The organism is Wolbachia endosymbiont (group B) of Schoenobius gigantella, assembly GCF_964031005.1.
Taxonomy (GTDB): domain Bacteria; phylum Pseudomonadota; class Alphaproteobacteria; order Rickettsiales; family Anaplasmataceae; genus Wolbachia; species Wolbachia pipientis.
This window is the reverse complement of the sequence record NZ_OZ035002.1, coordinates 447,106-472,869: the sequence shown is the minus strand read 5'-3', so window position 1 is coordinate 472,869 and position 25,764 is coordinate 447,106. Positions and strand designations below refer to the sequence as shown.

The 25,764-nt window shown below is 34.5% G+C and carries 24 protein-coding genes and 1 tRNA gene; 16 read left to right on the top strand and 9 right to left on the bottom strand.

Translation table 11 applies throughout. The features are described 5' to 3' along the window. The first annotated feature begins 56 nt into the window (after positions 1-56). The 5 genes from ACQH2O_RS02315 (at position 57) to rnc (ending at position 5,379) form a co-directional block, all read left to right on the top strand. Entirely contained in the window at positions 57-2,363 is a 2,307-nt protein-coding gene (locus ACQH2O_RS02315) for an AAA family ATPase (RefSeq protein ID WP_070357007.1), read from the top strand. A gap of 64 nt (positions 2,364-2,427) precedes the next feature. Beyond that, positions 2,428-3,324, top strand: coding sequence for a class I fructose-bisphosphate aldolase (locus ACQH2O_RS02310; protein ID WP_038228077.1), 897 nt, complete (start codon positions 2,428-2,430; stop codon positions 3,322-3,324). 5 nt (positions 3,325-3,329) lie between these two features. After that, a tRNA-Cys gene (locus ACQH2O_RS02305) sits at positions 3,330-3,401 on the top strand. 121 nt (positions 3,402-3,522) lie between these two features. Continuing rightward, positions 3,523-4,590 (top strand): quinone-dependent dihydroorotate dehydrogenase, encoded by a 1,068-nt coding sequence (locus ACQH2O_RS02300; RefSeq protein ID WP_010082053.1) that lies wholly within the window; start codon positions 3,523-3,525, stop codon positions 4,588-4,590. 90 nt (positions 4,591-4,680) lie between these two features. Then, the gene (rnc, locus tag ACQH2O_RS02295) at positions 4,681-5,379 is read left to right on the top strand and encodes a ribonuclease III (RefSeq protein ID WP_006279914.1); all 699 of its coding nucleotides are present in this window, start codon (positions 4,681-4,683) and stop codon (positions 5,377-5,379) included. A 338-nt stretch (positions 5,380-5,717) separates the two neighbouring features. Here rnc and ACQH2O_RS02290 read toward each other — a convergent pair whose 3' ends face one another. The 3 genes from ACQH2O_RS02290 to ACQH2O_RS02280 all read right to left on the bottom strand — a co-directional run bounded on the left by ACQH2O_RS02290 (position 5,718) and on the right by ACQH2O_RS02280 (position 8,582). Continuing rightward, positions 5,718-6,260, bottom strand: a complete 543-nt coding sequence (locus ACQH2O_RS02290; RefSeq protein WP_425385264.1) for a hypothetical protein — start codon at positions 6,258-6,260, stop codon at positions 5,718-5,720. 109 nt (positions 6,261-6,369) lie between these two features. Beyond that, positions 6,370-6,900, bottom strand: a complete 531-nt coding sequence (locus ACQH2O_RS02285; RefSeq protein WP_010963125.1) for a phospholipase D family protein — start codon at positions 6,898-6,900, stop codon at positions 6,370-6,372. An 857-nt stretch (positions 6,901-7,757) separates the two neighbouring features. After that, positions 7,758-8,582 (bottom strand): hypothetical protein, encoded by an 825-nt coding sequence (locus ACQH2O_RS02280; protein ID WP_022626161.1) that lies wholly within the window; start codon positions 8,580-8,582, stop codon positions 7,758-7,760. A 167-nt stretch (positions 8,583-8,749) separates the two neighbouring features. Here ACQH2O_RS02280 and ACQH2O_RS02275 point away from each other — a divergent pair, with 167 nt between their 5' ends. Genes ACQH2O_RS02275 through ACQH2O_RS02260 form a run of 4 tightly spaced genes read left to right on the top strand, consistent with a single transcriptional unit; the run spans position 8,750 to position 11,040 of the window. Further along, positions 8,750-9,388, top strand: coding sequence for an HAD family hydrolase (locus ACQH2O_RS02275; protein ID WP_425385263.1), 639 nt, complete (start codon positions 8,750-8,752; stop codon positions 9,386-9,388). Then, positions 9,388-9,885: an RDD family protein gene (locus ACQH2O_RS02270; RefSeq protein WP_425385262.1), complete on the top strand. Its 498-nt coding sequence runs from the start codon at positions 9,388-9,390 to the stop codon at positions 9,883-9,885. Before ACQH2O_RS02275 ends, ACQH2O_RS02270 begins: the two co-directional genes overlap by 1 nt. A gap of 59 nt (positions 9,886-9,944) precedes the next feature. Next, positions 9,945-10,421, top strand: coding sequence for a bacterioferritin (gene bfr, locus ACQH2O_RS02265; protein WP_010081932.1), 477 nt, complete (start codon positions 9,945-9,947; stop codon positions 10,419-10,421). Between the two features lies 1 nt (position 10,422). Next, positions 10,423-11,040, top strand: coding sequence for an SURF1 family protein (locus ACQH2O_RS02260; protein WP_070357010.1), 618 nt, complete (start codon positions 10,423-10,425; stop codon positions 11,038-11,040). A gap of 30 nt (positions 11,041-11,070) precedes the next feature. Here ACQH2O_RS02260 and ACQH2O_RS02255 read toward each other — a convergent pair whose 3' ends face one another. After that, on the bottom strand, positions 11,071-12,789 hold the full coding sequence (locus ACQH2O_RS02255) for a monovalent cation:proton antiporter-2 (CPA2) family protein (RefSeq protein WP_425385261.1): 1,719 nt from the start codon (positions 12,787-12,789) through the stop codon (positions 11,071-11,073). 5 nt (positions 12,790-12,794) lie between these two features. Further along, the gene (locus tag ACQH2O_RS02250) at positions 12,795-13,367 is read right to left on the bottom strand and encodes a thioredoxin family protein (RefSeq protein WP_010081997.1); all 573 of its coding nucleotides are present in this window, start codon (positions 13,365-13,367) and stop codon (positions 12,795-12,797) included. Between the two features lie 108 nt (positions 13,368-13,475). Between ACQH2O_RS02250 and tmk the strand changes: the two genes are divergently transcribed. Then, positions 13,476-14,066 carry a dTMP kinase gene (gene tmk / locus ACQH2O_RS02245; RefSeq protein ID WP_425385260.1) on the top strand — a complete coding sequence of 197 codons (591 nt, stop codon included), beginning with the start codon at positions 13,476-13,478 and terminating at the stop codon, positions 14,064-14,066. Here tmk and ACQH2O_RS02240 read toward each other — a convergent pair. The 4 genes from ACQH2O_RS02240 to ACQH2O_RS02225 form a co-directional block, all read right to left on the bottom strand. Then, positions 14,059-14,727: a hypothetical protein gene (locus ACQH2O_RS02240; RefSeq protein ID WP_010081999.1), complete on the bottom strand. Its 669-nt coding sequence runs from the start codon at positions 14,725-14,727 to the stop codon at positions 14,059-14,061. The genes tmk and ACQH2O_RS02240 overlap by 8 nt on opposite strands. A gap of 154 nt (positions 14,728-14,881) precedes the next feature. After that, complete coding sequence (ftsH, locus tag ACQH2O_RS02235; RefSeq protein ID WP_209473305.1) at positions 14,882-16,723, bottom strand: ATP-dependent zinc metalloprotease FtsH; 1,842 nt, start codon at positions 16,721-16,723, stop codon at positions 14,882-14,884. Positions 16,724-16,735: 12 nt separating this feature from the next. Next, complete coding sequence (tilS, locus tag ACQH2O_RS02230; RefSeq protein WP_208571594.1) at positions 16,736-18,031, bottom strand: tRNA lysidine(34) synthetase TilS; 1,296 nt, start codon at positions 18,029-18,031, stop codon at positions 16,736-16,738. 184 nt (positions 18,032-18,215) lie between these two features. Further along, the gene (locus tag ACQH2O_RS02225; RefSeq protein WP_010081889.1) at positions 18,216-18,695 is read right to left on the bottom strand and encodes an OmpA family protein; all 480 of its coding nucleotides are present in this window, start codon (positions 18,693-18,695) and stop codon (positions 18,216-18,218) included. A gap of 275 nt (positions 18,696-18,970) precedes the next feature. On the opposite strand from ACQH2O_RS02225, the gene ACQH2O_RS02220 reads away from it, so the two are divergent. The 6 genes from ACQH2O_RS02220 to ppa all read left to right on the top strand — a co-directional run bounded on the left by ACQH2O_RS02220 (position 18,971) and on the right by ppa (position 25,505). After that, entirely contained in the window at positions 18,971-20,392 is a 1,422-nt protein-coding gene (locus ACQH2O_RS02220) for a carboxypeptidase (RefSeq protein ID WP_010963135.1), read from the top strand. A gap of 23 nt (positions 20,393-20,415) precedes the next feature. Next, positions 20,416-21,492: a rod shape-determining protein gene (locus tag ACQH2O_RS02215; protein ID WP_007548791.1), complete on the top strand. Its 1,077-nt coding sequence runs from the start codon at positions 20,416-20,418 to the stop codon at positions 21,490-21,492. A gap of 202 nt (positions 21,493-21,694) precedes the next feature. Beyond that, the gene (mnmA, locus tag ACQH2O_RS02210; protein ID WP_038199627.1) at positions 21,695-22,807 is read left to right on the top strand and encodes a tRNA 2-thiouridine(34) synthase MnmA; all 1,113 of its coding nucleotides are present in this window, start codon (positions 21,695-21,697) and stop codon (positions 22,805-22,807) included. 908 nt (positions 22,808-23,715) lie between these two features. Next, positions 23,716-24,564, top strand: coding sequence for a WD1261 family protein (locus ACQH2O_RS02205; RefSeq protein ID WP_425385259.1), 849 nt, complete (start codon positions 23,716-23,718; stop codon positions 24,562-24,564). 129 nt (positions 24,565-24,693) lie between these two features. Continuing rightward, positions 24,694-24,939 (top strand): hypothetical protein, encoded by a 246-nt coding sequence (locus tag ACQH2O_RS02200; protein ID WP_425385258.1) that lies wholly within the window; start codon positions 24,694-24,696, stop codon positions 24,937-24,939. 59 nt (positions 24,940-24,998) lie between these two features. Further along, complete coding sequence (gene ppa / locus ACQH2O_RS02195; protein ID WP_010082061.1) at positions 24,999-25,505, top strand: inorganic diphosphatase; 507 nt, start codon at positions 24,999-25,001, stop codon at positions 25,503-25,505. Positions 25,506-25,764 lie beyond the last annotated feature (259 nt).

Below are 25,764 nucleotides of genomic sequence, written 5' to 3'. Positions count from 1 at the left end.
TAATAATTGTGTGCTATTCATTATATATGAGTTCCCACTTTTAAAGAGAATAGGAGATGATTTCCAAAAACTTAGAGGCAAGTTTGAATAGAGCACTATTCATTGCTTCTAATTTTAATCTTAAATATGCGAAAGTAGAACATTTATTGCTGGCGTTAACTAAAGACGTGGATGTAAATTACGTTTTATCAAGATGTAATATCAGAGCCGATGAAATCATCAGTATGGATAACATTCTATCAAGATGCAATATTAAGGCTAATGATTATAATAATAATATAAAAGGGTTTTTACAAAGCAGTTCTGAATTGATTATCAGTGGAGTTAAACCTAGCTCAATGTTTCAATGCATAATACACAGAGCAATAATACGGGCTCATAGCTTGGGGAAAAAAGAAATAAATGGAGCAAGTGTTCTAGTAGAAATTTTGTCTGGGCAAGATTTATACGTTGAAGATCTATTGCAGAAACAAAGTGCGAAAGATTCCAATTTGATTTACCACATATCTAACATGAAATACTCTAACGATATAGATGAATACACCACTAATCATAAAGTAAAACTTGATAAAAATAATGATGCTCCTACTACAGTAAATAAAGGTGAGCTACTAAAAGATGAGGAAATTCTACAAAGTTATTGTAAAAATTTAAATGACTATGCAAGAAGCAAAAAAATAGATTATGTTATTGGTCGTGATTATGAATTAAATCGCACTATAGAAATATTATTGAGGCGTAGAAAAAACAACCCTTTATATGTTGGAGATCCAGGTGTTGGCAAAACCACAATAGTTGAGGGTTTGGTACTCAAAATCATTGAAAACAGTGTTCCAAGTGCGCTCAGGTCCAGTATAATTTATGCTTTGGATTTAGGGTCACTCCTTGCAGGGACACGCTATAGAGGTGATTTTGAAGAGAGAATAAAATCTATAATAAAAGCGATTGAGGCAAAACCAGGTGCTATCCTTTTTATTGACGAAATACACACTATCATTGGAGCAGGTTCTACAAGTGGTAGCTTTCTTGATGCAGGTAACCTACTCAAACCTGCGCTTGCAAGAGGTACACTGCGTTGTATAGGTGCAACTACATATAGAGAATACAGCAATAGTTTTGAAAAAGATAAAGCATTAGCGAGGAGGTTTCAAAAAATTAATGTTAAGGAATCTTCTGTTAACGAAACGATAAAGATACTAGATGGTATAAAGCACTACTATGAAGGGTATCATGGAGTATATTATACAAAGAATGCCATTAGGTCTGCGGCTGAACTTTCGCATAAGTATATTACTGGGCGAATATTACCTGATAAAGCGGTTGATGTTATTGATGAGGCAGGGGCATATTGTAAATTGCTAAGAAACAGGGGTAAAATTGTAAATAGTAGAGATATTAAGAATACCATTACTAGAATTACAAATGTGCCTTGCGGATCTGAATCTGATGATTTGCAGAAAGTAAAGTCTTTAAAAGCTAATCTAGAGAAGGTGATTTTTGGCCAAGAGCAGGCAATAGAATCTCTTGTTAATTCTATTAAAATTGCTAAATCTGGGTTGAGAAATTACAATAAGCCTTTAGCAAATTATCTTTTTGCAGGGCCAACCGGTGTTGGTAAAACCGAGCTAGCAAAACAATTAGCAGAAAGCATGGGCATGAATCTTATACGCTTTGATATGTCCGAATATATTGAGTCTCATACGATATCAAGGATGATTGGTTCTCCTCCTGGATATGTAGGTTATGATCAGGGTGGATTACTCACAGAGTCTGTATCTAATAATCAATATAGTGTTGTGCTGCTTGATGAAATTGAAAAGGCTCATAGCGATATCTATAATATATTGCTACAAATTATGGATTATGGTTGCGTTACAGACACTTACGGACGTAAAGTTAACTTTTCCAATATAATCTTAATTATGACAACTAATGCAGGAGCAGCTGAACGCAGCAAAAGTTTTGTTGGCTTTGGGCATAAAAAATTTAACACTGGTGATAGTGAAAAAGCGATAGAACAGGTTTTTAGCCCTGAATTTCGTAATCGTCTTGATGCGATTATTTCTTTTTCTGACTTAAATGCGGATATAATTCTGCATATTGTAGATAAATTTATTCAGGAACTGAAAAAGCAGCTGACGCAAAAAGGCATAAACTGCTTGGTAGAAGATGAAGTGAAATCTTATCTTGCACAAACAGGTTATAGTAAGGAAATGGGAGCACGTCCGATAGAGAGACTTATTGAAAAAGAGATAAAAAGTTACTTAGCGGAAGAAATACTGAATCGTAAATTAATAAAAGGAAAGAAATTAAGAATCTATATGAATAAAGTAGAAAATAAAATTGCTTTTGATATAGTTTAAAATCCTTGTATTGAACTTCATCTTTGTTACAATCTACAACTTAAATTCAATTTGAATTATAGTGATAAGTGATAAAGTAAAACAAGTCCTAAGCTACTACGAAAGTGAAAACCCTGGGGTAAAAGCAAATCTTACTCGTATTCTCATGCATGGAAAGCTTGGCGGCACTGGCAAGTTAGTGATTCTGCCAGTAGATCAAGGATTTGAGCATGGTCCAATTAAAAGTTTTGAAGTTAACCCTGATGCTTATGACCCACATTATCATTTTCAGCTTGCGGTTGATTCGGGAGTAAGTGCATATGCTGCTCCACTTGGTATGATTGAAGCTGGTGCTGCAACTTATGCTGGAATGCTCCCACTTATTTTGAAACTTAATAGTTCCAACTCTTTACATTCAAAGGATCTAACCTCTGATCAGGCAATAACCTCTTCTGTGAAAGATGCGCTGCGTTTGGGATGCTTAGCTGTCGGATTTACTATATATCCTGGTTCTGCTAAGTGTTTCGATATGATGGAGGAAGCCCGTGGAATCATAGCTGAAGCCAAATCTTATGGACTTGCAGTAGTGCTATGGTCTTATCCACGCGGTGAAGGGATTTCCAAAGAAGGTGAAACAGCAGTTGATGTTATTGCCTATGCTGCGCACATGGCAGCTTTGCTTGGCGCTAATATAATAAAAGTAAAACTTCCAACTAAATATTTGGAAAGGGAGAAAATAGAAACAGAAAATATTGAATCATTATCTAAAAGAATTGAATATGTTAAAAGGTCTTGTTTTGCAGGGAAAAGAATAGTAGTTTTTTCTGGTGGTGAATCGAAGGAAGTAGATAACATATACAATGAAGCGAAAGAAATTAAGCAGGGTGGCGGTAATGGTTCAATCATTGGACGTAACACTTTTCAACGCAAAAGGGAGGAGGCTTTATCTATGCTAAAAGATATAATGGATATCTACACATAAAAAACGGCTGGGTGGCAGAATGGCTTATGCGGAGGACTGCAAATCCTTTTATACCGGTTCAATTCCGGTCCCGGCCTCTTTCATTCTCTATATCTTGTAAAAGTTAACAGTAGCTTTAAGTGTGTAACCTATAGAGAAAGCTTGTCCATAGTAAAATCAATTTCTTTTCAAGTTATGGTTATACTCTTATAGCGTTTCATGGTAAAAAATAAACTAAAAATAAGCAAAGTGTTTTACAAACGTAATTTACTATTTTTACTACCGCCCGAAGTTGCTCACTCTTTGGCAATTATGGCATTAAAGAAAATGCCTTATAAGAATCCTATAGAGCTACCAGAATCTTTGAGTGTGAATTTTTTTGGTAATAAGCTCAGAAGCCCCGTAGGTCTGGCTGCAGGTTTTGACAAGAATGCAGAAGTTATAAGGCCTATGCTCTCATTTGGTTTTGGGTTTATTGAAACTGGTACTGTAACTCGTAATCCACAATATGGAAACAAAAAGCCAAGAATTTTTCGGTTAATTAAAGATCAAGGGGTAATTAACAGATTGGGATTTAACAATAAAGGAATAGACTATTTTCTTAAACAAATAGGTGAAACCAAGCTTGATGACTGCATTTTTGGCATCAACATAGGAAAAAACAGTACATCAAAGGACCAAATCAGCGATTATGTTGACTTAATAAAGATAGTATATGGAAAGAGCAATTATATAGTGCTGAACATCTCATCCCCAAACACGCCTAATTTACGCAATCTGCACAATAAGCAAGAATTATCGGAATTGTTGAAATCCGTAACTCTAACCCGAAAATCAATTGATAATTCTAAATCCATACCAATAATATTAAAAATCTCACCAGATGTAGATCAGCAAACGAAAGAAAATATCGCTGAGCTTGCGTTGGAATATAAGATTGACGGATTAACAGTAAGCAACACTACGGTAAGTAGAGATAATCTGCATTCTCACCATAATGAGAGTGGTGGGTTGAGTGGCAAACCGCTGTTTAAACTTTCAACCGAGTTATTGGGCGATATGTACAAATTTACTAAGGGCAAAATATTATTGATAGGGTGCGGAGGAATCTCAAGTGGTGCTGATGCATATAAAAAAATAAAGGCAGGAGCTTCTTTGGTGCAGTTGTACACTGCTCTCATATACCACGGACCTCAAGTTGTAAACAAAATTAATCTAGAACTTGCAGAACTAATAAGGAGAGATGGATTTAGTAACATTAATGAGGTGGTGGGTTGTATACATTAATTTTGAAAGTTGGTGGTATTATTTTAATAAAATAAAACTAATTCTCTGGTATAAAGGTGGTAGAAAGTGCTTTTCTTTTAAATAATGGGTATGAAGAGTTTGAATGATGCAATATCTAAGATCATTGATTATAAATTTACAAATTATGCAATATTAGAAGAGGCACTAACTCACCCAAGCGTAAATAAAAGGAATAGCAAAAACCAGATTGTAAGCTACGAAAGACTAGAGTTTTTGGGCGATAGTGTTTTGAATATGGTTGTATCTGCCACACTGTTTAAACTATTTCCTGAAGAAAAAGAAGGAGCATTGGCAAAAAGAAAGACGGATTTAGTTTGTGGCAACACCATTGCTAATGTTGCTAAAGAAATAAAATTAGGCAGCTTTATCATCATGAATAATAGTGAACGCTGCAATGGAGGGAGATGTAACTTAAAAAATTTAGAAAACTCGCTTGAAGCACTAATAGGTGCAATTTATATTGATGGCGGGCTTGAAAATGTTGAAAAATTTATTATCCAATATTGGGAAAAGCTAGCTAAAGGCATGCTTGACCCCCCTCAAGATCCTAAAACCTCACTGCAAGAGTGGACTCAGAAAAACAAATTGCCTTTACCAGAGTATGAGCTTGTAAAACAAACTGGACCAGCGCACAATCCTGAATTTACTATATCAGTTTGCATAGAAGATTATGGTAAAGTTTCTGCATGCGCTTCTAGTAAAAAGATTGCTGAACAAAAAGCTGCTGAGTTGATGCTAGAAAAAATTGGAAAAGACGCTTCAGTTTAGGCAAAATAGGCATTAATGTAAATTTTAAGGAAGCTAATAGCGTTTAGGGTAAATGGTCAATTTAAGGAGAAGCATAGTATTATTCATAAAAAAGTTGATTTACCAAAAATCAAGCCTTATGTAGTGGAATATCAATGGCTGTTGTCGGAGATGCGGAAAAAAAGAAATAGCAAGTTACCAAAAGGTGTTATGCCAGATACATTTGGTCCAAGAGTTGTTTTGTGAAGTTGACAGAGTCAATGAGAATGAAAGTTTTAAAAAATAGCATATTTTTTAATTATAAAAATTTGATATTAACTGTTGTTGGTTGATTGAGTAAAAACCAGTGAATGGTCACGTTAAAACATATTTTTAAATTTCTGCCAAAATCCTGGTTTATTATCATTAACCTTTGTAAATGTTATATTTAAACTGTATTTCGGATCATTTGGCACGCCGTATTTTATGCTAAATGTTGAAACTTTATCGTTATTGTAAATATGTACATCATCATATGATAGCTTTGTTGTGTAACACTTTACATACTTTTGCTTATCATGCACTAAATCACCTGACTCCCTTTCTAGTTCCACAAATTTCGTTTTTTTCTGACATTCCTTCATTTTTATTAAATCCTTATCTAGTGATATTGAAACTGGCAACGTATTTCCAGCATATTCTTTAGCTAAAAGTTCACTTTGAGGATACATTTTTATTTCCCTGCCAAAATGTGAGTCTATGAAATTATTACTCCAAAATTTATCGCCAGAATGCACGTACTCATCAGTAGCATACGGCACCCCACCATAATTGGATTGAACTTTGTAATCTCCAACACCGTTGTTTTGAAAAAAATCATGAATAGCAGTGTAGCTACCGGCAGCATCATTTATATAATCCATTACTTTATTCCTTAAATTTTTAGTTCATTATATCATAATCATTATGCCAATCAATCAAAAAAGCTCTCCCTTGCTGTTTTTAAAACTGATTTTGAGCAAGCGCTCTCGATTAGTTGGGAGCGTATTTGTAAGATTGTGACATTCGTGCCTCCCAGTTTTTCACATACTGCTGAATCAATTCAGGATAATCTGTAATAATTAATAAATTTTCAGCATTTCCTTTTTTAGCTGTCTTACTAAGGTTAAATGACCCTGTGATGACTTTTTGATTGTCAGCAATCATTATCTTATTATGAGCAATCTTTGGCTTATCATCGATCCAAATTGGTACTCCACCTGAAAATAATTCATTTATAACACTATATTTTGAGTAGAGTTGCGATTTATCTAAGATGACTTTAACATCAACACCGCGTTCTTTAGCATTAATCAAAGATTTTGCAACTGTTCCAAGAGTAAATGTATATTCTTGAACTAAGATAGATTTTTTAGACTGATCTATTACGTTGATTATCGGTACAGCACAATCTTCTCCAGGTGAAAAGCAAACCGTAGCTTTTGGGCAGGGCGAAAATATAAAACCCGCATAGTAATACAGAGAAAAACACATTAACAAGAATAAAAAGTGAAAAAGCCTCACAACAACCCACCCCCGGATATACGGCGATAGGCTACATTATAATTTAATCACCTGTCAATAGACTTCTTGCATAGTTTTTGGCAACAACCGTTAGAAACGAAAAAACTTACTTGACAAACTCCGCCAGCCCCCTTATCATGAAACTGAAGGTATTCAGTTATCTTCATCTGTGCAGATTAAACAGCAAGAAAACAACGTAGTTGGCGTCTTATTTTTAATTTTTTGCACTATGTGCACCTTATGTCTTCACAATATTTCTAGGTTTTTACCTACACAAGCTGAAACGCGCTTATAAGTCGTTTAAGACAGTATAGTACGCCAATTTGCAGGATTAGGGAGTGACAACTAGCTAACACGGGGTTTCTTTTGCCTTTTTTTCTGCTTAGTAAATTTCTTAAACATTTAAACTAAGGTGAGTTGCATTTAAAAGCAGCTAAATTGCAGTGTTTAAGACTTAAAAAACGCCAATGTTCTAAAATAGATATTAGCTGGGGCTTCTTTTGCCTTTTTTTTCGCTTGGTAAATTTCTTAATGTTTATAGCTAACATGAAGCTAAGTACGAACTTTGTTCAATACAACAAATGGTGTCATCCCAGTGCTCCTTTTTTTGTCATCCGAGTAGCTGACACTGGGATCTATTTTGCATGTAACTCCAATTGTGTTTTGGCATAAAACGCGACGCGTATTAGACTTATTTGCAAGCAAAGCTTGCTAGATCCAAGTAGTCAGGGCACTGGGATGACATCATAGGGACACTGGGATGACACCCTGACAATCGTCATCCCGCTACTTGTTAGCGGATGAGATACCGCGGCGGTATGACGGTTTGTGGCGGTATAATGAAGCTTGAAAGCGGATCACCTTTCACGACCCGTGTTTACTTCATTCACTTTAGGAGTATTAACAGGCGTTATTGCCGGGTTTTCAAGCTTTGTTGCCTGCTTCAAACCCTCGCTTACACTTTTGTCCTTTAAAATTTCATCAAGCTGCTTACTCTTTTGTTGCTCTTCGTTATTTGACGTATCTCTTTGAGCATCTTCTTTCATGCCACGAGCATTCTCTACATCCTTTTCACCTTCACCTAAAAATTTTTCTAATATTTTCTTAACAAAGCGCTTCAGAAGACTCAAAAACCCTTCTTCTTTTTGATTTTCTTGTGGTTGAGGCGTGTTATCTTTTTTGTCCGGCTCAGTGTTGAGCTTCTCTTTTACAGAACTCTTGCTTACTGAGGGATTAACGGTTTGTGAATCGTGCTCTGATGCTGTTTGCACAGAAGCTTCAGTAGTCTTTTTTTGTGTATTATGTTCAAGGTCTTTAACTGCTGTTGTAGTTTTTCTCGGAGTGTCTTGGAGTTTTTTGTCACTTTTTGGCTCTGCAACTTTTTCACTTGTGAAGATGCCCTTCCCTTTATATTGTTGGTCAAGCTCAGCAATTCTTTCAAAATCTTGACGTACTTTTTCATCTGCACGTCCTTTTTGACTTTCAAATTTCTGACTCAATTCTGCAACGTTTTTCATTTTGTTCTCAAGCTCCTTACTTTTCACAGCTTTTAGAGCCTCTGTTCCTTTTGCGATATAATTAACCTTCTTTTCTAATGAGGTACCTTCTGGAAAAGCACCTGGAGAACGTTCAAAAACATCTTTAAACTTTTTTTCAACACTTTCTTTAGATGTCTGGGCCATACCTGTTACCTATTAAAACATATCATATAATCAGTATATTAGCTAATTATATAAAAAACAGTTAACATAACTTGTGGTAAAAAGTGTTTATCAAGGGCGTCCTATTTATATCTTTTTCATTAAAATGCTATTTACTTATTAAGTTAAAATGTATAATTATATAAGAGATGAAAGATAGCTCATTAGCAGTAATATTCGATTGGGATAATACCTTAGTTGACACTCAAGATAATATTTTTAATGCTATTAAGCATACCATAAACTCAATGGGGTATAGTAATAAAGCTGCTGATAGAAATTCCCATGAGTCGAGAAAGAGCTATATGGTCAATTTATTTGGCGATCAGTGGAAAAAAGCGAATCAGATATATCAACAATATTTAGATGATGCACTATTGCAAAACATTGCTTTGAATCAAGGAGTAGAGAAAATGTTGCAGACACTGAAAAGCCACAATATTTATCTAGCAATAGTAAGTAATAAGAAAAATACTAATTTACGTAAAGAAGTTGCCTATTTTAAACTAGATTCCTACTTTGAAAGAGTGGTTGGGTCATGCGATACTGCAGAAGATAAACCATCTGCAACCCCACTGCTATTTGCACTAGAAGAGAGTACGTTGCCTATAAATAGAGAAAATGTGTTTTTCGTTGGTGATAGCATCACAGATGTTCTGTGTGCACAAAATGCCAATTGTTTACCTATTATATACGGTCAATCAATAAGCGGTTATGAAGATTTGTTATGTTTTCAACATTTTGATAAACTTACAGATTTTATAATAAAGTATTTAGAAGATAGGTAATGACCACTGTTACAGAGATTGCCAGTATAATAAGACGCTTTTGCGCATATTTGATAGATAGAGCAATTTTATTAATTCCAAACTTATTAATCAGACTATTGTTAAAGAATTTTCCGTTAATTTCATCTATGTGTATAGATTGCAGTTACTTCACATATTTTATATCTTCAAAAGCCCAAGCAACTCCTGGTCAGCAATTAATGAACATACATACCATAAGCTTGGACGGTTCTAAAATAGATTTGAGTTTAGCATTTGATAGAAGCATTTCTCAGTTTTTTCTTTCTCTATTATATAACATAATAGTTATCCTCATCGAGCTTTTCCAAGAACAGGACGTGTTAATAAACGCTTTCGATATATTAATAGTGCTACTCACTATATTAAAGGTGCTGCTCACTCTTTGCTGGTATCTAGTTGCTTGCTTCTCTAAGAAAAAACAGACATACCACGACATGCTATTTAATACGGTTGTTATCAAAGGAAATATTAAATGAGTTGCTATAACTATCGTTATCATATAAATTATGCTGATGAATTGAACTAAGGGAAGATTATGAATGAAGAGATAGTAAAACATTTGAACAAATTATTGACCAATGAGCTAACTTCTGTACGCCAGTATCTTTTGCATTTTGCGATTCTCAAAAACAATGGAATTAATAGATTTGCAGAAAAGGTAAAAAATGAGCTTAACGAAGAACTTGAACATGCAAACAAGTTGGCAGAAAGAATTTTGTTATTCAAAGGAGTTCCAAATTTTCAGGATACAAACGAAATATCAAAGCATGATGGAAAGTTTACAAAAGACACAATACGGAAAATCTTAGAAGCTAATTTGAAATTAGAGGGAAAAGGTATTAAGGATATCAAAGAAACGATTTCTATCGCTGAGAAAGAAAAAGATTTTGTTAGTGTAATGTTATTAGAAGAGATGTTAAAAAATGAAGAAGAGCACTTCCATTGGATTGAAAAACAGATTGACCTTATTGAACTAATGGGTGTTGAAAACTATTTAAGAACACAAATATAGAGTGTTAAAAAAAATAGTATTTATTTTAATTGTACCTTGCTTGCTCCTTTTTTTATTAGGATTATGGCAAGTATTCAGATTGAACTGGAAGAATAATATTATCAAAAATATGAGTCTTCCTGTTGTTCATCTGTTGCCCAATAACGACCTTGAAAAATTTAACTATAGGCATGTCAAGATTGATGGGATTCTAAGTGACATAGAACTATATGTTTTTGCAGGGCAACACGGCTATCACGTGCTGTCTCCTATGTTGCTCACCACTGGACGTTACATGTTGGTGAATAAAGGAATAGTCGGAGAAAAAAAGGAGAAAAAAGTAAAAATTGAAAAAGTAGTTGCAGATGGAATTTTATATTGCGATAGCAATAAAAGTAAAAATTGGTTTATCAAGAACGATACTGCTTCGAATACATGGTTTACCCTGAGTACAGAAGAAATTTCCAATGAGTTAGGTATTAAGCTAGAGAAGTGTGTATTGTGGCCGAACAATTTTGGCAGCAAAGTAGCTATACAGCCAATGAAGCATTTGGAATATGCAATCACTTGGTTTGCACTTTCCTTAATTTGGTTGATTATGTGCGTAATTTACTATAGGCAAAACCTCAATAAAGCTTGAAGCTTTCTGTACATAAAATTAGAGAAGTAGTTATTCATCTTTATCACTACCAAGGTCTTTTAACATACTGTAATTGCCTTTTCTGAATCTACTTTTTAAAGACGTAACTCCACTTTCGCTAATACCACTAAGGCTCAGTGCAGCTCCACCTAGCTGCAATCCTATCTCAGATGTTTCAGGAATAATTTTACTAGCTCCTAGATCTCTATAAACCTCCACATTACTCAGATCTGGTAAGCGTATTACAATATTTACATGCGGAAAATTTGCTGCAACTAAAGAAACAACTTTTTTTATAGTAACTTCATTCTTTATTGAAATAACGAGAGCTTGAGCTCTTTCTATTCCTACCGATTTTAAAATTTCACATCTTGTAACATCTCCAAGATATATAGGAAAACTATCACTTTTTCCTTCTTTGACTATTTTCGATTGAATATCTACAACAACGTAACTTAAATGCTCTGCCGTAAGCATTTTTGTTACCATATATCCCACTCTACCAAATCCAGCAACTATCACATGGTTATAAAGATCTTGTGTATCTGTTTCAACAGCTTCATCATCTAATATTGTTTTCTCAGTGCTAAATGAGTTTGCTACCCAATCTCCAAGCCCCGATAAAAGAGGAGTGAAAGCCATGGTTACTGTAGTTACCATCATAAGTACTTGAGCGATTTCACTTGGTAGCACATTTAGCTCATCTGCTAAGCGAAACAAAATAAACGCAAATTCACCGCCTTGTGAAAGCAGTAACCCAGCTTGTATAGCAGGTGCACTCTTAAACCCAAAAAATCTACACAATATATATATAATAGATGTTTTTAAAACGATAAGGATAATCGATAATAAAGTAATTAGTGGTAACTTATTGAGTAAAAGTTCGGTATTGATGGACATACCAACAGTCATGAAAAATAAGCCAAGAAACAAATCTTTAAATGGCAATACTGCGTGTTCTACTGAGTGTCTATATTCTGTTTCTGCAACTAACAATCCAGCAACAAATGCACCTAATGCTAACGATAAATGGAATTGCTCAGTAATAAATGCTGCTCCTAATACTATTAAAAGCGTTGTTGATATAAAGATCTCATTACTTTCCATTTTAGCAATAACCGAAAATAAAGGTCTAAGCAATAATCTACCAGTTATAAATATCAGCACTAATGCAATAGCTGCTTGCACCAATGAACCTGCCAATGAGCTTATCAGGCTGTGCTCAGAATTGCCAGTAAGTAAAGGTACCAATACTATTAATGGTACCACTGCAAAATCTTGCATTAATAGCACTGCTATCGACAACCTACCAACCTGACTTGCTTGAGAACCTTTTTCTTGCAGAACCTGCAACACTATTGCTGTTGAGGATAGCGCAAGCCCACCACCAATAACTGTTGCTATATTCGTATTCACTCCGAAAGCAAGAGCGATGCACCATATTGCTACCATGGTAACTATAACTTGAAGAGAACCGAACCCAAATACATGAATACGCATAGCGATCAGGCGTTCAAATGTCAATTCAAGGCCTATAATGAATAATAGAAAAACTACACCAAATTCTGCAAGATTATCCATTGCTTCAGCTGAGTGTATCAGATTAAATCCGTGAGAACCAATAACTGCACCTGCAACGAAGTAACCAAGCACTGGACTAATATTCATTTTCCAAAATGCTATGACTATAAACACAGCAGCAGAAAGCAAAATTATAATATCAAACAAATGCTGAGAGCCACTGTGCATGATATTTAACCTGTAGAATTAGACCATTTAATTGAGCAGCCAATACTTGATTTTTGGTCAATTGGAGAATTACCAGTTTCTGCAATAAATTTCATAGCTTGAAATAAGTCACTACTTCCTACTTCATAGCTTTGAACCTTTTCTTTTTTTGTGTCGTTAAAACGTCCACGATAGCAAAGGTTTAAATTGGAATTAAAGCCGAAAAAGTCAGGAGTGCAAACAGCCCCGTATTCTTTAGCTATTTTCTGTGTACTATCAATTAAATATGGAAATATAAACTTATTTTCCTTGGCAAAATTAATCATATTTTCAAAGGAATCTTCTGGATATTCATTTACATCATTTGGCATTATTGCAATGGTGTTTACCTGATAATCTTTTTTCAATTGATCAACATCGCTTACCAGATTGCTAATAATTGACTGAACGTAAGGACAGTGATTGCATATAAACATTATAATAAGACCATTTTTTCCACAACAGTCACTTAATGCATAATATTTATTGTCTACTCCCAAAAGATTAAAATCTTTTGCAGTAAAACTAAAATCGACTTTAGGAGTATTCAGAGCAACCATAGACTATTATTATACCACATGTAATTTACGGTCTTATTATTTAAATGTCAAACGGTTTTTATGTATACTGTTTGCATATTCTTTTTTAGTATTATAATTATAAAACTTATGTTCATAACTTTCGAAGGAATAGACGGCTCTGGTAAAACAACACAATCTAAGCTACTTGCAAATCATTTTAAGCAAATTCGCGGCGAAAATAATGTGGTATTGACTCGAGAGCCAGGTGGCACTAACTTTGCAGAGAAGGTAAGAGGAGTATTGTTAACGAATAATATTGATTCTATTTCTGAACTCTTGCTACTTATCTCGATGAGGCGCGAACATATGAAAAAATTAATATTACCAGCTCTTGCAGAAGGAAAAATAGTGATTTGTGATCGGTTTATTGATTCAACTATTGCATATCAAGGATATGGGTTTGGAGTTGACTTAGGGCTAATAAGGGACTTACATAAGCTAGTGGAAATTAAATATCCAGATATTACATTCATTCTAGATATTGATGTTAAAGTTGGGTTAAATAGAGCAAAAGACAAGAATAAATATGAAGAAATGGATGTTAATTTTTACAATAAGGTCAGAAAAGGATTTCAGGAAATAGCCATAAAAGAGACCGTTAGGTGCAGTGTTATCACTGGAATTGAAACAAAAAATGATAATCACGTACACAATGAAATTATTGATAAAATCACCTAGCTTGTGATAGAAAATTATCAATTTCAGGTAACATTATTTCATATGAATAACTTTTTGTTTGAGTAGCTAAAAAATCCTGTATTTTGTCTGGATCTTCTTCACTTATCATCTTATATGCCCTTGCGAGGTTCATTAATTCACTTCTATTTTTTTTATTGCTTACTTCAGTAATAGTAAAAAATTGATCAAAATGGTCTAAGAGGTCTTTATTTTTTATTGAAGACACAATATCGTCAATTTCTTTCACATATAATGCAAGTTTGTGTGCTTTACTACGATCTTCAAAACAAAGATTAACAAGCACGTTACGAAACCTATCTTTCGTAGTACTTCTCACTTCTGCTAATAAGGACTTAATATTTTCTTGGCAATGCACTCTCTTTACCGATTCAGCCGGTTCAACCATACCAAGAACATTCTTTACCAAAGATTTTTCTTCACAACTAAATATGAACATGTAATAACCCATCGATAAAGTGAAGAGCAAGAACATAGCCGGAAGTAAAAACGGAGCTAATACATTTTGTGACGCAGGGAAAATAAACCAGGTAACAGTTGCTATTGACACAGTTACAAATAATCCTGATAAACATAATTGTGCTTTTCTTCTATAATTCTGATCAATAACTGTACTTACACCAATAGAAGCTATATCAATCATTACTCACACCTCATTAAACATTAATACTAACTGAATGATAGCATTATTGTGATGAAAATGCAATATTATGAATATTTTAATACAATTTATATTGACAGTTACAATTCTGAATGTTTTATTGCAGCGTTAGCTGATTAGCATTTTTAAGATGAGGTCAACTCTCATAGAGAGAGGATTTTTTTACTTTCTCATTCTTCTCATTTTCTTCTCTAACAATTTTTTTTCCGTTTAGTATATCCTTTATTTCATCTCCTGTTAAAGTTTCAAACTCCAGTAGATTTTCAGCAATAAGCTCTAAGCCTTTCTTATGCTTGGTCAAAATGTCTTTTGCTTTTTCATAGCAAGAAGATATGATTTTTTTCACTTCTTCATCTATGAGCTTTAGCGTATCTTCAGATGTCATATGAGGATGTTGTGGATCTTGCTGCTCACGATTGTGATACACTAGCCCTATCTCATCATTCATTCCACATTTTTTTACCATAGCACGTGCTATGTTAGATGCTTGTCGTATATCAGAAGACGCGCCACTTGTAACTTTATCGTAGCCAAAAATTAACTCTTCTGCTGCCCTGCCACCCATGGCAACAGTTATATCTGCTATCAGCTTTTCTCTTGTGTGGGACACTCTATCTGTTTCCGGTAGTCTCATAACTAAACCTAAGGCCATACCTCTTGGAATGATTGTTGCCTTGTGTATAGGATCAGAAGCAGGCATATTAACCGCAATTATCGCATGACCAGCTTCATGGTATGCAGTCAGTCTCTTTTCCTCTTCTGTCATAATTAGGGATCGTCTTTCTACGCCCATCATTACTTTATCACGTGCATATTCAAAATCATCCATGGTAACAATTTTCTTGTTTCTTCTTGCAGCGATAAGTGCAGATTCATTCACCAAATTTGCTAGATCAGCCCCTGAAAAACCTGGTGTTCCTCTTGCAACTGTTTTCACGTTTACATCTGGTGCTATTGATATTTTCTTTATATGAGTATTTAATATCTTTTCACGCCCATTTATATCGGGTAAAGAAATAGTAATCTGTCGGTCAAAACGACCAGGTCTAAGCAGTGCTGGATCTAAGACATCCGGACGGTTAGTCGCAGCAATTATTATTACACCTTCATTAGACTCAAAGCCATCCATCTCAACTAATAACTGATTTAATGTTTGTTCTCTTTCATCATTGCCGCCACCAAGACCAATGCCACGATGTCTACCCACCGCATCTATCTCATCTATAAAAATTATACAAGGAGCATTTTTCTTGCCTTGATCAAACATATCACGAACACGGCTCGCACCAACACCAACAAACATTTCAACAAAATCAGATCCAGAAATGCTAAAGAATGGCACATTAGCTTCTCCTGCAATTGCACGAGCAAGTAAAGTTTTACCAGTTCCAGGAGAGCCAATTAAAAGGCACCCTTTTGGTATTTTTCCACCTAATATTTGAAATTTTTGCCTTTGTTTAAGGAAATCAACGATCTCTACTAGCTCTTCTTTTGCTTCATCAATTCCAGCAACATCATCAAATGTTACTTTTTTTCCACTAGTCATGAGTCTAGCCCTTGACTTGCCAAAGCTTATAGTTCTGTTGCCTCCCGCTTGTGTTTGTTTAAGAAAGAATAGCAAAAAGCCAATAAAGATAAATGTTGGGACCCATGAGATAAGTAATCCACCAATTACGTTCATGGCAGAATCTCCAGTTGAAAAGGAGAATCTCACTTTTCTATCATGTAAATTTTTTATTAGGTCGCTATATATGACACCGCTTGAATTGAAACTTGAACCGTCCCTGAACTTGCCTTCAATGCTCTGGTTTTTTATGACAATATTTTCTACATCATTGTCTTCTAGTCTAGTTAAAAATTCCGAAAAAGGTATAATTGTTTTACTTTTACCTACATTTCCGCTGAATTGAATATAAGCAACTGAAATAAGAACAATAATTACTAACCAGATCAATAAGCCTTCTAAAAATTTTTTCATTTCTATTTCTAACTAAATACTAATCAAGCTTACCAAATTTTGTTTTATCGTGCTATTAATAATGCATTGAACCTTATCGTCATTGGTATTTTTTCCGTTATAATTTACATCAGGATAAGCAAGCACCTTGCTATCTTTTTGTACTGTAGGCAAAGAGTAGAAAACTTCAGGGCAGCAGTTGTAATCCTTCAGAAATTCAGGAACTTTTTGTGTTTTTTTTAATGGAGCGATGATAACTGAACACCCTTGATTTCCGAGTATTGTGCAGCTAAATCTGTTATCCCATTGGGTAGGTTCATTTAAAGGTAGGTTTACGGTAATTTCTTGTATCCTTGACGATTCTCTAATTATTAAGATATTTTCTCCATACTTTCTTATTTTACACCCAGAAAGTGTACAGTTAACATTACTATCCTTTTGCAATATTCTATTAAATATTGCAATGAGGCTGCTGTACCTTGGTTTATAATGTTTACTGGCAATTGCCATTATAGAGTAAAGAAGAAGCCTCAAGGCTATTTCCTCTGGCAATTGATAAAATTCACTTAGTTTAATTTCAATATAACCAAGATCATGCACATTAACGCAGTCATTAAACGCAAGGCGTGTGTAGTGCATCAACGCTTTTGCAGCTCTTTTCATATGAAGGGCTGTGAGGCATATTCGCTCTGTTAAAATCTCTTGATTATCACTTGCTTTAAGTAAGTTACGGTATAAAGTTCGTCTGTATTTTAAGTCATGATTGCTTCTATCTTCGATCCATTTTAACCGATGAAGCTTAGCGTACTTTTCTATTTCACTACGACTAAAATTTAACAATGGCCTAAATATATAAATACCATTTAGGAAAGACTTGTAGTCCATTGATGATAATCCATCTACGCCACTACCTCGCTCTAATCTTAACAAGAACGTTTCTGCTTGATCATCTTTGTGATGAGCAACAAGTAAATATTTAACATTATTATTTTTACACCACTCTGCTAGTAACTTATACCGTGCTTTTCGTGCCTGTAACTGAATATTGCCTTTAATATTTTGCTTCTCCCAATTTAATATGAACGATTCCTTTGCTCCAAGTTCCTTTGCATAACTTACAACAAAATCAGCTTCTTTTTGAGACTCTGGACGTAATCCATGATTTACTGTTAATGCTATAGGAAGTGAAAGCTTGTTTTTTTTTGCCCAGTTAGTCATTAAGTGCAGTAAGACTATACTATCTACACCACCTGATACTGCAACTGCAACTTGATTGTTATAGAAAGCAAAACTATTAACCACATTTTGAAATAATAACTCTAATTCCATTATGTCTCTTGATGGCCAGACAGGTCAGATCTCTTACGTCATACCGCGACTTATTTGTGGTATATATAGATCCCGCTAACAAGCAACGAAATATGACAAGTTTGTCCTTTTTTGTCTACCCCAGTGCCCTTTCTTTATGTCATCCCAGTGTTTGACACTGGGATCCAGGTTTTAATGCAAGAAACTATTTCTTTATTCCAGAAAATGAAAATTCCACTCTACGATTTTTAGCATGCTCTTTTTCATATTTAGAATTTCTAGAATCATCTTTTACATTAACCAAAGGCTCAGTTTCACCTTTAGAAGCAGTTTTTATTCTGTTTTCTATGTAGGGTGTACAACTAACCATAAATTTTTTAGCTGCATCAGCCCTTCTAGCGCCTAGCGCAAGATTATATTCATGAGAACCACGGTTGTCAGTGTGACCAGTTAAAGTAACCTTCGCGTCAGGGTTATCTTGTAACACCTCCATTACGTCAAGTAATGCATCTGCACTTACTTCAGCAATACTAGATTCATCATAACCAAAGAAAACTCTTTTATCACCTATCTGCTTAACAACAGAATTTATTTTATTTGTTGTATTTGCTCCTTTTTTTGGGCAAGAACTTACACCAGTAAGTAATAAACAAAAACAGCACATTATAACCAGTCTACTCCACATTACTAAACCTCCATAAATTTTAAATAGTGCGTAACTTTAATTTCAGTAGCTAATATCTCTCCATATTGTAATATAGTCAAGAGAAATAAAATACTAAATACTTTTTCTACAACCTTACAATTAATTTTCCTATAATATGCTGGACTCTGAGTAGAAAAATCCAATAAAAGAATAAAAAGTACAATTTTTTATTGTACTTTAAGCAAATATACTTTTAACTTTATTATTAATCTATTACGGTATTAAACAGATGTTTTCTAAAATAATGAACAAATATGCAATCTTATAAGTTTTTAGAGGAAGTATTATATAGGGTAAAGAATATCGAAAATACGCTAAAAGTACTAAACCAAAGCCAATTGAATATAGAGGACAAAGTTGAACAAATGAGTCTTCTAGAAGAAATCAGACATGAAATTATCTCTCATGACGCAATAAAGGAATCATTAGCAGATGCTCTTGGTAACAAAAAAAGTGCAAATACTCAGCAGCTAAAGTTAATAGAGAGAATACATAAAAGCAACAGTGCTGTTCCTATTGATTTAGTAAAGTCTTTATCCAAAGCTAAGGTTGAATGCCAAAATTTATGGAAGCTATCTCATTCTGAAACCAGTAACTTAGAAAAACTAAAAGAACGTTTTACTGATTTAATCACACTCATTCGCGAAGTAGCTTCTATAAAATCGCAGCAATTAAAATGCTCAAAATACGACTCACTGCTTGCTGACTATGACTCTGATATCACAGAAAAGAATATAAGGGAAGTATTCCCCAAGGTAGGCAAATTTTTTAGCGAAAATGTAGATAAAATAATTGAAAAGCAGAAAAAGGATAAGGTTACTAATATACAAAAAGTTGCTACTCAGAAACAGATTGAACTTGGCTCATTATGTTTACAGCAAATGGGTATTGCACTAAATGAGATTCGTACTTCTTATTACTACCCTATAGATTATGATGAATCTGATTTTTGTTATGGTTTATTTTCACTTTTACGGCATAGTGGTTATGCAATTTATCAAAAATGTTTAGCGCAAAATTCTATAAGTAGTCCAATTACGAGACATGTTATGTATGAAACTCAAGGGTTATTCATGGAAAGGATGATTGGAACATCCAGAGAATTTATTGAGTTTATTCAACCACACATAAAAGAGAAATTTGCTATAAAAGGCAAAACTAACGAGAAAGTTAGCAGTGTTGAAAATTTGTACTTGATTTTCAATGAAATAAACCTTTCTTCTTTTTTAAAAAATGCAGATGAATTTAGTCTGTTAGCTCATATTATGTTGAGAACTAGGTTAGAACAAGATATAATAAATGGTACATTGGAAGTCAAAGACCTGCATGATGCGTGGCTGGAAGGTATGAAGCACTATAAAATTCCAGTAAAAGCTGAAAATGAGCTAAACACTTATTTTCAAGATGAATATTGGGCAAGCGGTGTTATGGGCTACTTTCCTATAAAAATTATTGCTTTAATTGCTGCTGTGCAGATTTTCTCTTGCGTTAAAAAGAATCATTACGAATCATTAAGTGCTATAATAAAAGGAGATTTTAGTTTACTTATCAGTTGGTTATCTCAAAATATATACAGTGCAAAGTGTGGCCTGGAACTGCTAAAAAAAGTAACAGGTAAGGGTTTAGACGTTGAGTGTGTTACTTACTACTTATCTGAAAAGTATAATTTGTCTTAATAAATGGTTTTCTTGAGTTATGTATGAATTTTGTTCGAAAATTAACCGGAAAGTTTTATAGCCTTTTTACTTTCAAAGGTTTGTTTGCTAGCGATATTGCTATAGACCTTGGTACTGCAAACACTTTAGTTTATCAGAAAAATCAGGGAATAGTGCTTGATGAGCCTTCAGTTGTAGCAAGAATAAAAGAAAAAGGAAGTTACGTTCCTTATGCTTTTGGTAAAAAAGCTAAAATGATGCTTGGGAAAACGCCTGGAGAAATAGAGGCGATAAGGCCCTTAAAGGATGGAGTTATTGCTGATTTTAAAAGTGCGGAAGAAATGCTAAAATATTTCATACGCAGTGCAAACACAAAATTCACTGTTAATAAACCTAATATTATCATATGCGTTCCATCTGGATCCACGCCAGTTGAAAGGCGTGCTATACAAGATGCAGCAGAAAGTGCTGGTGCAAATGAAGTATTTTTAATTGAAGAACCAATGGCTGCAGCAATCGGAGCTGGGCTCCCGGTTACTGAACCTGAGGGTTCTATGATTGTTGATATAGGAGGCGGTACAACTGAAGTTGCAATTATTTCTTTAGGCGGAATTGTTTATTCACGTTCTGCCAGAGTAGGTGGCGATATTATGGATGAGGCAATAAAGTCATATATTCGTGAAAATCATAAATTATTAATCGGTGAAACAACCGCTGAGAAAATTAAGAAAAGCATAGGTTCAGCCAGTCTGCCAGGTGAAAATAACAAAGAGGGAATGATAATTAAGGGCAGGGATTTAGTGAGTGGCATGCCAAAAGAAATGCTTTTATCAGAATACCAAGTTGCAGAGAGTTTAATAGAGCCTGTACATCAGATAATTTCTGCTATTAAGACTGCGCTGGAGAGCACTCCACCTGAACTTTCTTCTGATATAGTCGATAGAGGAATAGTTTTATCCGGTGGTGGTGGATTATTACGTAATCTAGGTAAAGTTATCAGTGAAACAACAAAATTACCGGTTCGTGTTGCAGATGACCCACTTTGTTGTGTTGCTCTGGGTAGCGGAAAAGTGCTTGAAAACATGGATTATTTTGGCCATGTTTTATTTAAGCAGGATTAAATTATTTTTAAAGGTAGTTCATCGAATTTTATAGCAAATTTTACCTCAAGCATAAAGATGTCATCCAAGTAGCCAACACTGGGATCCAGAAAAATTGACTATAAACAAGTATGCTGTTTCGATGAAATTGTGTAATAGAAACTAGATTCCAGTGTCAGCTACTTGCATGACACCAAGTTTGTGTTTATAAATTAAGGCGATTATGCTAAAAGAATTTGAAATAGAACCTCTGCTAAAAGATAAAGCTCCGCACCAGACCAAGGCTGTTGTTGCAATGTCCGGGGGAGTTGATAGCTCCGTTGCTGCAGCACTGCTACATAACCTTGGGTACAAAGTGGTAGGTGTGACTCTTCAACTCTATGGCACCGACGGTAATGCTAACGCAAGAAAGGGCGCATGCTGCGCTGGACAGGATATTTATGACGCTAAGCGTGTAGCTGAAAGTGTTGGCTTTCCTCACTATATTTTAAACTATGAGGAAATATTCAAAAAGGAAGTAATAGAGGATTTTGCGAGTACCTATATGCGTGGGGAAACTCCCATACCATGCGTGAGATGTAACCAAACGGTAAAATTTCGTGATCTATTGCAAGTTACAAAAAATCTTGGTGCGGATGTGCTCGTAACAGGACATTACGTGAGAAGGTTAGAAAAAAATGGTGAGGTAAAGTTGTGCAGAAGCATTGATAAAAGTAAAGATCAAAGTTATTTTTTGTTTGCTACAACTCAAGAGCAATTGAAGCTTTTGCGATTTCCACTAGGTGGGTTCTATAAAAGTGATATAAGAAAATTAGCAAAGTATTTCAGCTTACAAATTTCTGAAAAGCAGGACAGTCAAGATATATGCTTTGTTTCCGAAAGCTATAGTAAAACAATAGCTAAATTAGCTCCACAATCTGTACAGAAAGGTAAAATAGTGGATGTTAATGGAAAAGTGCTAGGCGAGCACAGTGGCATAGTAAATTTTACAGTGGGGCAAAGAAAGGGCTTGGGTATCGCACACAATGAACCTCTTTATGTGATAAAAATTAATACAGAAAATAATGAGGTTATAGTAGGTCCGATCAACGTATTAATGCAAAAAAAAATATTGATCAAGGAGTTAAATTGGTTAGAACAACCAAAGGAAGGTATGGAAGTAACTGTGAAGCTGAGATCATCACATGTGGGAAGTTTAGCAACAATACATTCAACTGACGAAAAAAATAAAGCCTGTGTCATTTTAAACGACGATTACTTTGGCATCAGTCCAGGTCAAGCCTGTGTAGCGTATAAAGATGAGCAAGTTATCGGCGGTGGATGGATATGCTCTTAACTAAAAGCTTTAATGCAGAGTGTAAACATACAATAGACTTCTTGCATAACCATATAACAGAAACGAAAAAACTTGCTTGACAAACTCCGCCAGCCCCCTTATCATGAAACTGAAGCTATTTATTTATCTTCTCTGTACAGATTAAATGACAAAAAAACTCACGTATCTGGCGTCTCATGTTTAATTTTTTGCACTATGTGCACTCTATGTCTTTATCAAATTTCTGGGTTTTTACCTACACAAGCTGAAATACGCTTATAAAGCATTTAAAACATTAAAAAACGCCAACTTAAAAAATGGATAGTGAATAACTAGCTACCCTAGGGTTTCTTTTGCCTTTTTTTCTGTTTAGTAAATTTCTTAACGTTTATAATTTAGATTAGTTGCGGCTTAAAAGCAGCTAAATCGCGGTTATTAAGTGTTTAGAATAAAAAAACGCCATACTTGAAAGTATAATGTAAGTAATTAGCCAACCACGGGGCTTCTTTTGCCTTTTTTTTCGTTTGGTAAATTTCTTAATGTTTGTAGCTAAACGACAACCGTCATCCCGCTAGCGGGATCTCTTGTTAGCGCCGCGGCGGTATGACGTAGGATTGTTGTCATTTCGCTACTTGTTAGCGGCTAAGAGATACCGCGGCGGTATGACGGTTCGTGGCAGCATAAAGATAAGTCTCGTCATCCCGCTACGTGTTAGCGGGATCTATGTTGAGAGATACCGCCAATGAATCGCGGTATGACGGTGTAGATAGTATCCCGCTGCGTGTTAGCGGGATCTCTTGTTAGTGCCGCGGCGGTATAGCTATACCTTTTTCTACTTAGTTTGGGTTATGCAAGAAGTCTAATAACATTTATTGCTATTTTGCCATGTATCCCTTATACTATAAAGTAGAACATTATAGGTTTCAGCAATGATAAAAGAAATTGAAGAACTAATAAAAATTGTTGGTAAGGGTAATTTATTAGAGACGTTATTTATTTTTTTAGGTAGCTTTCAACATGCTGACTTAGGTCGTTTTATGGATCACAGAAATCATTTTGGTTTGTCTGAATTCATTAGAAAAAAAGAGGAACCATTAGATAAATATTTTAACTTAAAATTTAGTCTACAAGGGCTATTTTTAATTTATGCTCAAGCTTATCAAATTCTAAGTGAAAACAATAACCTGAATACTAAAGATGTCATAGATAAAATATATGAAGTTATTAAAGGATCTGAGTTAAATGAATATATAAATGAAGTAGTAGATGGAAGAAAATTAGATTTACTTAACATCTTAGCAAATCCAAAGAGAGAACCAATATTTAAAACAGAAGAAGATTTTGAAAATAAAGTACTCATTGGTCTTAGAAAGTTACTAAGTGAAGGAAATACATTAAACAAATATGACAGAGAATTTGCATTAAATAAGTGCGTTATCAGCAGCTATTATTCCATTCATGACATAAAAGCAGATAAAGATATAGCATTGTTCTTTTCTTTGGGTGGTCACTATAAAGAACTTTCGTCATCTAACAAAACAGTAAAAAGAGAAGTATTAGAGATATGTGAGAATCAGTTAATAGAGAGCTATATAATGTTCTTAGCTGGCAAACTACACATGATCGGATTATCAAGTAGAGATAAATATACAATCGACCATGAGAATGTGGATCGGCAAGAGAAAGCATTGAAAATGGATGGATTAATATATCCTATAAATACAAAAAACACCCTAGAGCAACTGTTAAAAAACCAAAATAGTGATGAATTTGAATAATTAATAACGAGCCCTGATAATATATACTACTCAGTGCTGCAAGAAGAGAATGAATGTAGGCCAAATCCTATCACCAGCAAGAAAAAAGAAAAAGACCATAAAAACACAGTCTGTAAACTTATTTTAGGTATGTTTGTATTATCTGTTGGGTTATATGTTGCTGATTATTTCTTTATGGAGCAAAAATTATTTAATCCAATAAAAGGTGTCCTACCACAGGATAATTTTGCTAATCTAGTAATTGCTGAAGTGCTTACTATCGTAATAGTATATGCTTTATTTCAATTATCACAGGAACCACCACTTTCAACAGTCAATAAGATGACGAATGAAAATTTAGGACAGCCCGTGCAAAATAAGTTTAGAATTACATAAATGTAGCAACTTAAAAGCATATATTGTATAATGCTTATTCTTAAGTTAAGAGGTAATTTATGGATTTAAGTAAAATAACAGCAGGACCAAATGCGGTGAATGTGGTAATTGAAATAAGTGCGAATGCTGAGCCTGTAAAGTATGAATTTAATAAAGAGTTTAGGTTGTTACAAGTTGACAGATTTTTATCTACCTCAATGACTTATCCTTGCAATTATGGGTTTGTACCAAATACCTGCGCAGGTGATGGTGATCCTGTGGATGTTTTGGTGCTAACTCAATTTCCCTTAGCATCTAGTGTTTTAATATCGGTGCGTCCAATAGGCGCATTACTCACTAAAGATGAAAAAGGAGAAGATGAGAAAATATTAGCAGTGCCTGTTTCCAGTGTTGATAGCTATTATGACAATATAAAGGACTATTCTGACTTATCTAAAAGCCTACTAGATAAAATTACTCATTTCTTTTCTCATTATAAAGATCTGGAAAAGGGAAAAACGGTAGCAGTTGGAGAATGGGTTGGTGTGGAAGAAGCAAAGAAAATCATTGAAAAAAGCAGAAATTAGTTTTTATTGATTTATAGCTAAAGTGGCTTAGGTTTGCCCACAATTTGAAAAACAACAAATTCGTCATTCCGCTACTTGTTAGCGGAATCTATACCGCGCACAACTGTACGAACATTGCAATATGGCACATAGTAAACGATGTCATTCCAGTGCGTGACACTGGGATCCAGACTTTCCGTAAAAACGTTATATTTTAACATAACACTTATATGCTCACCAACTTAGTGCTAATCAAAATCCTGGATCCCAGTGTCTGGGC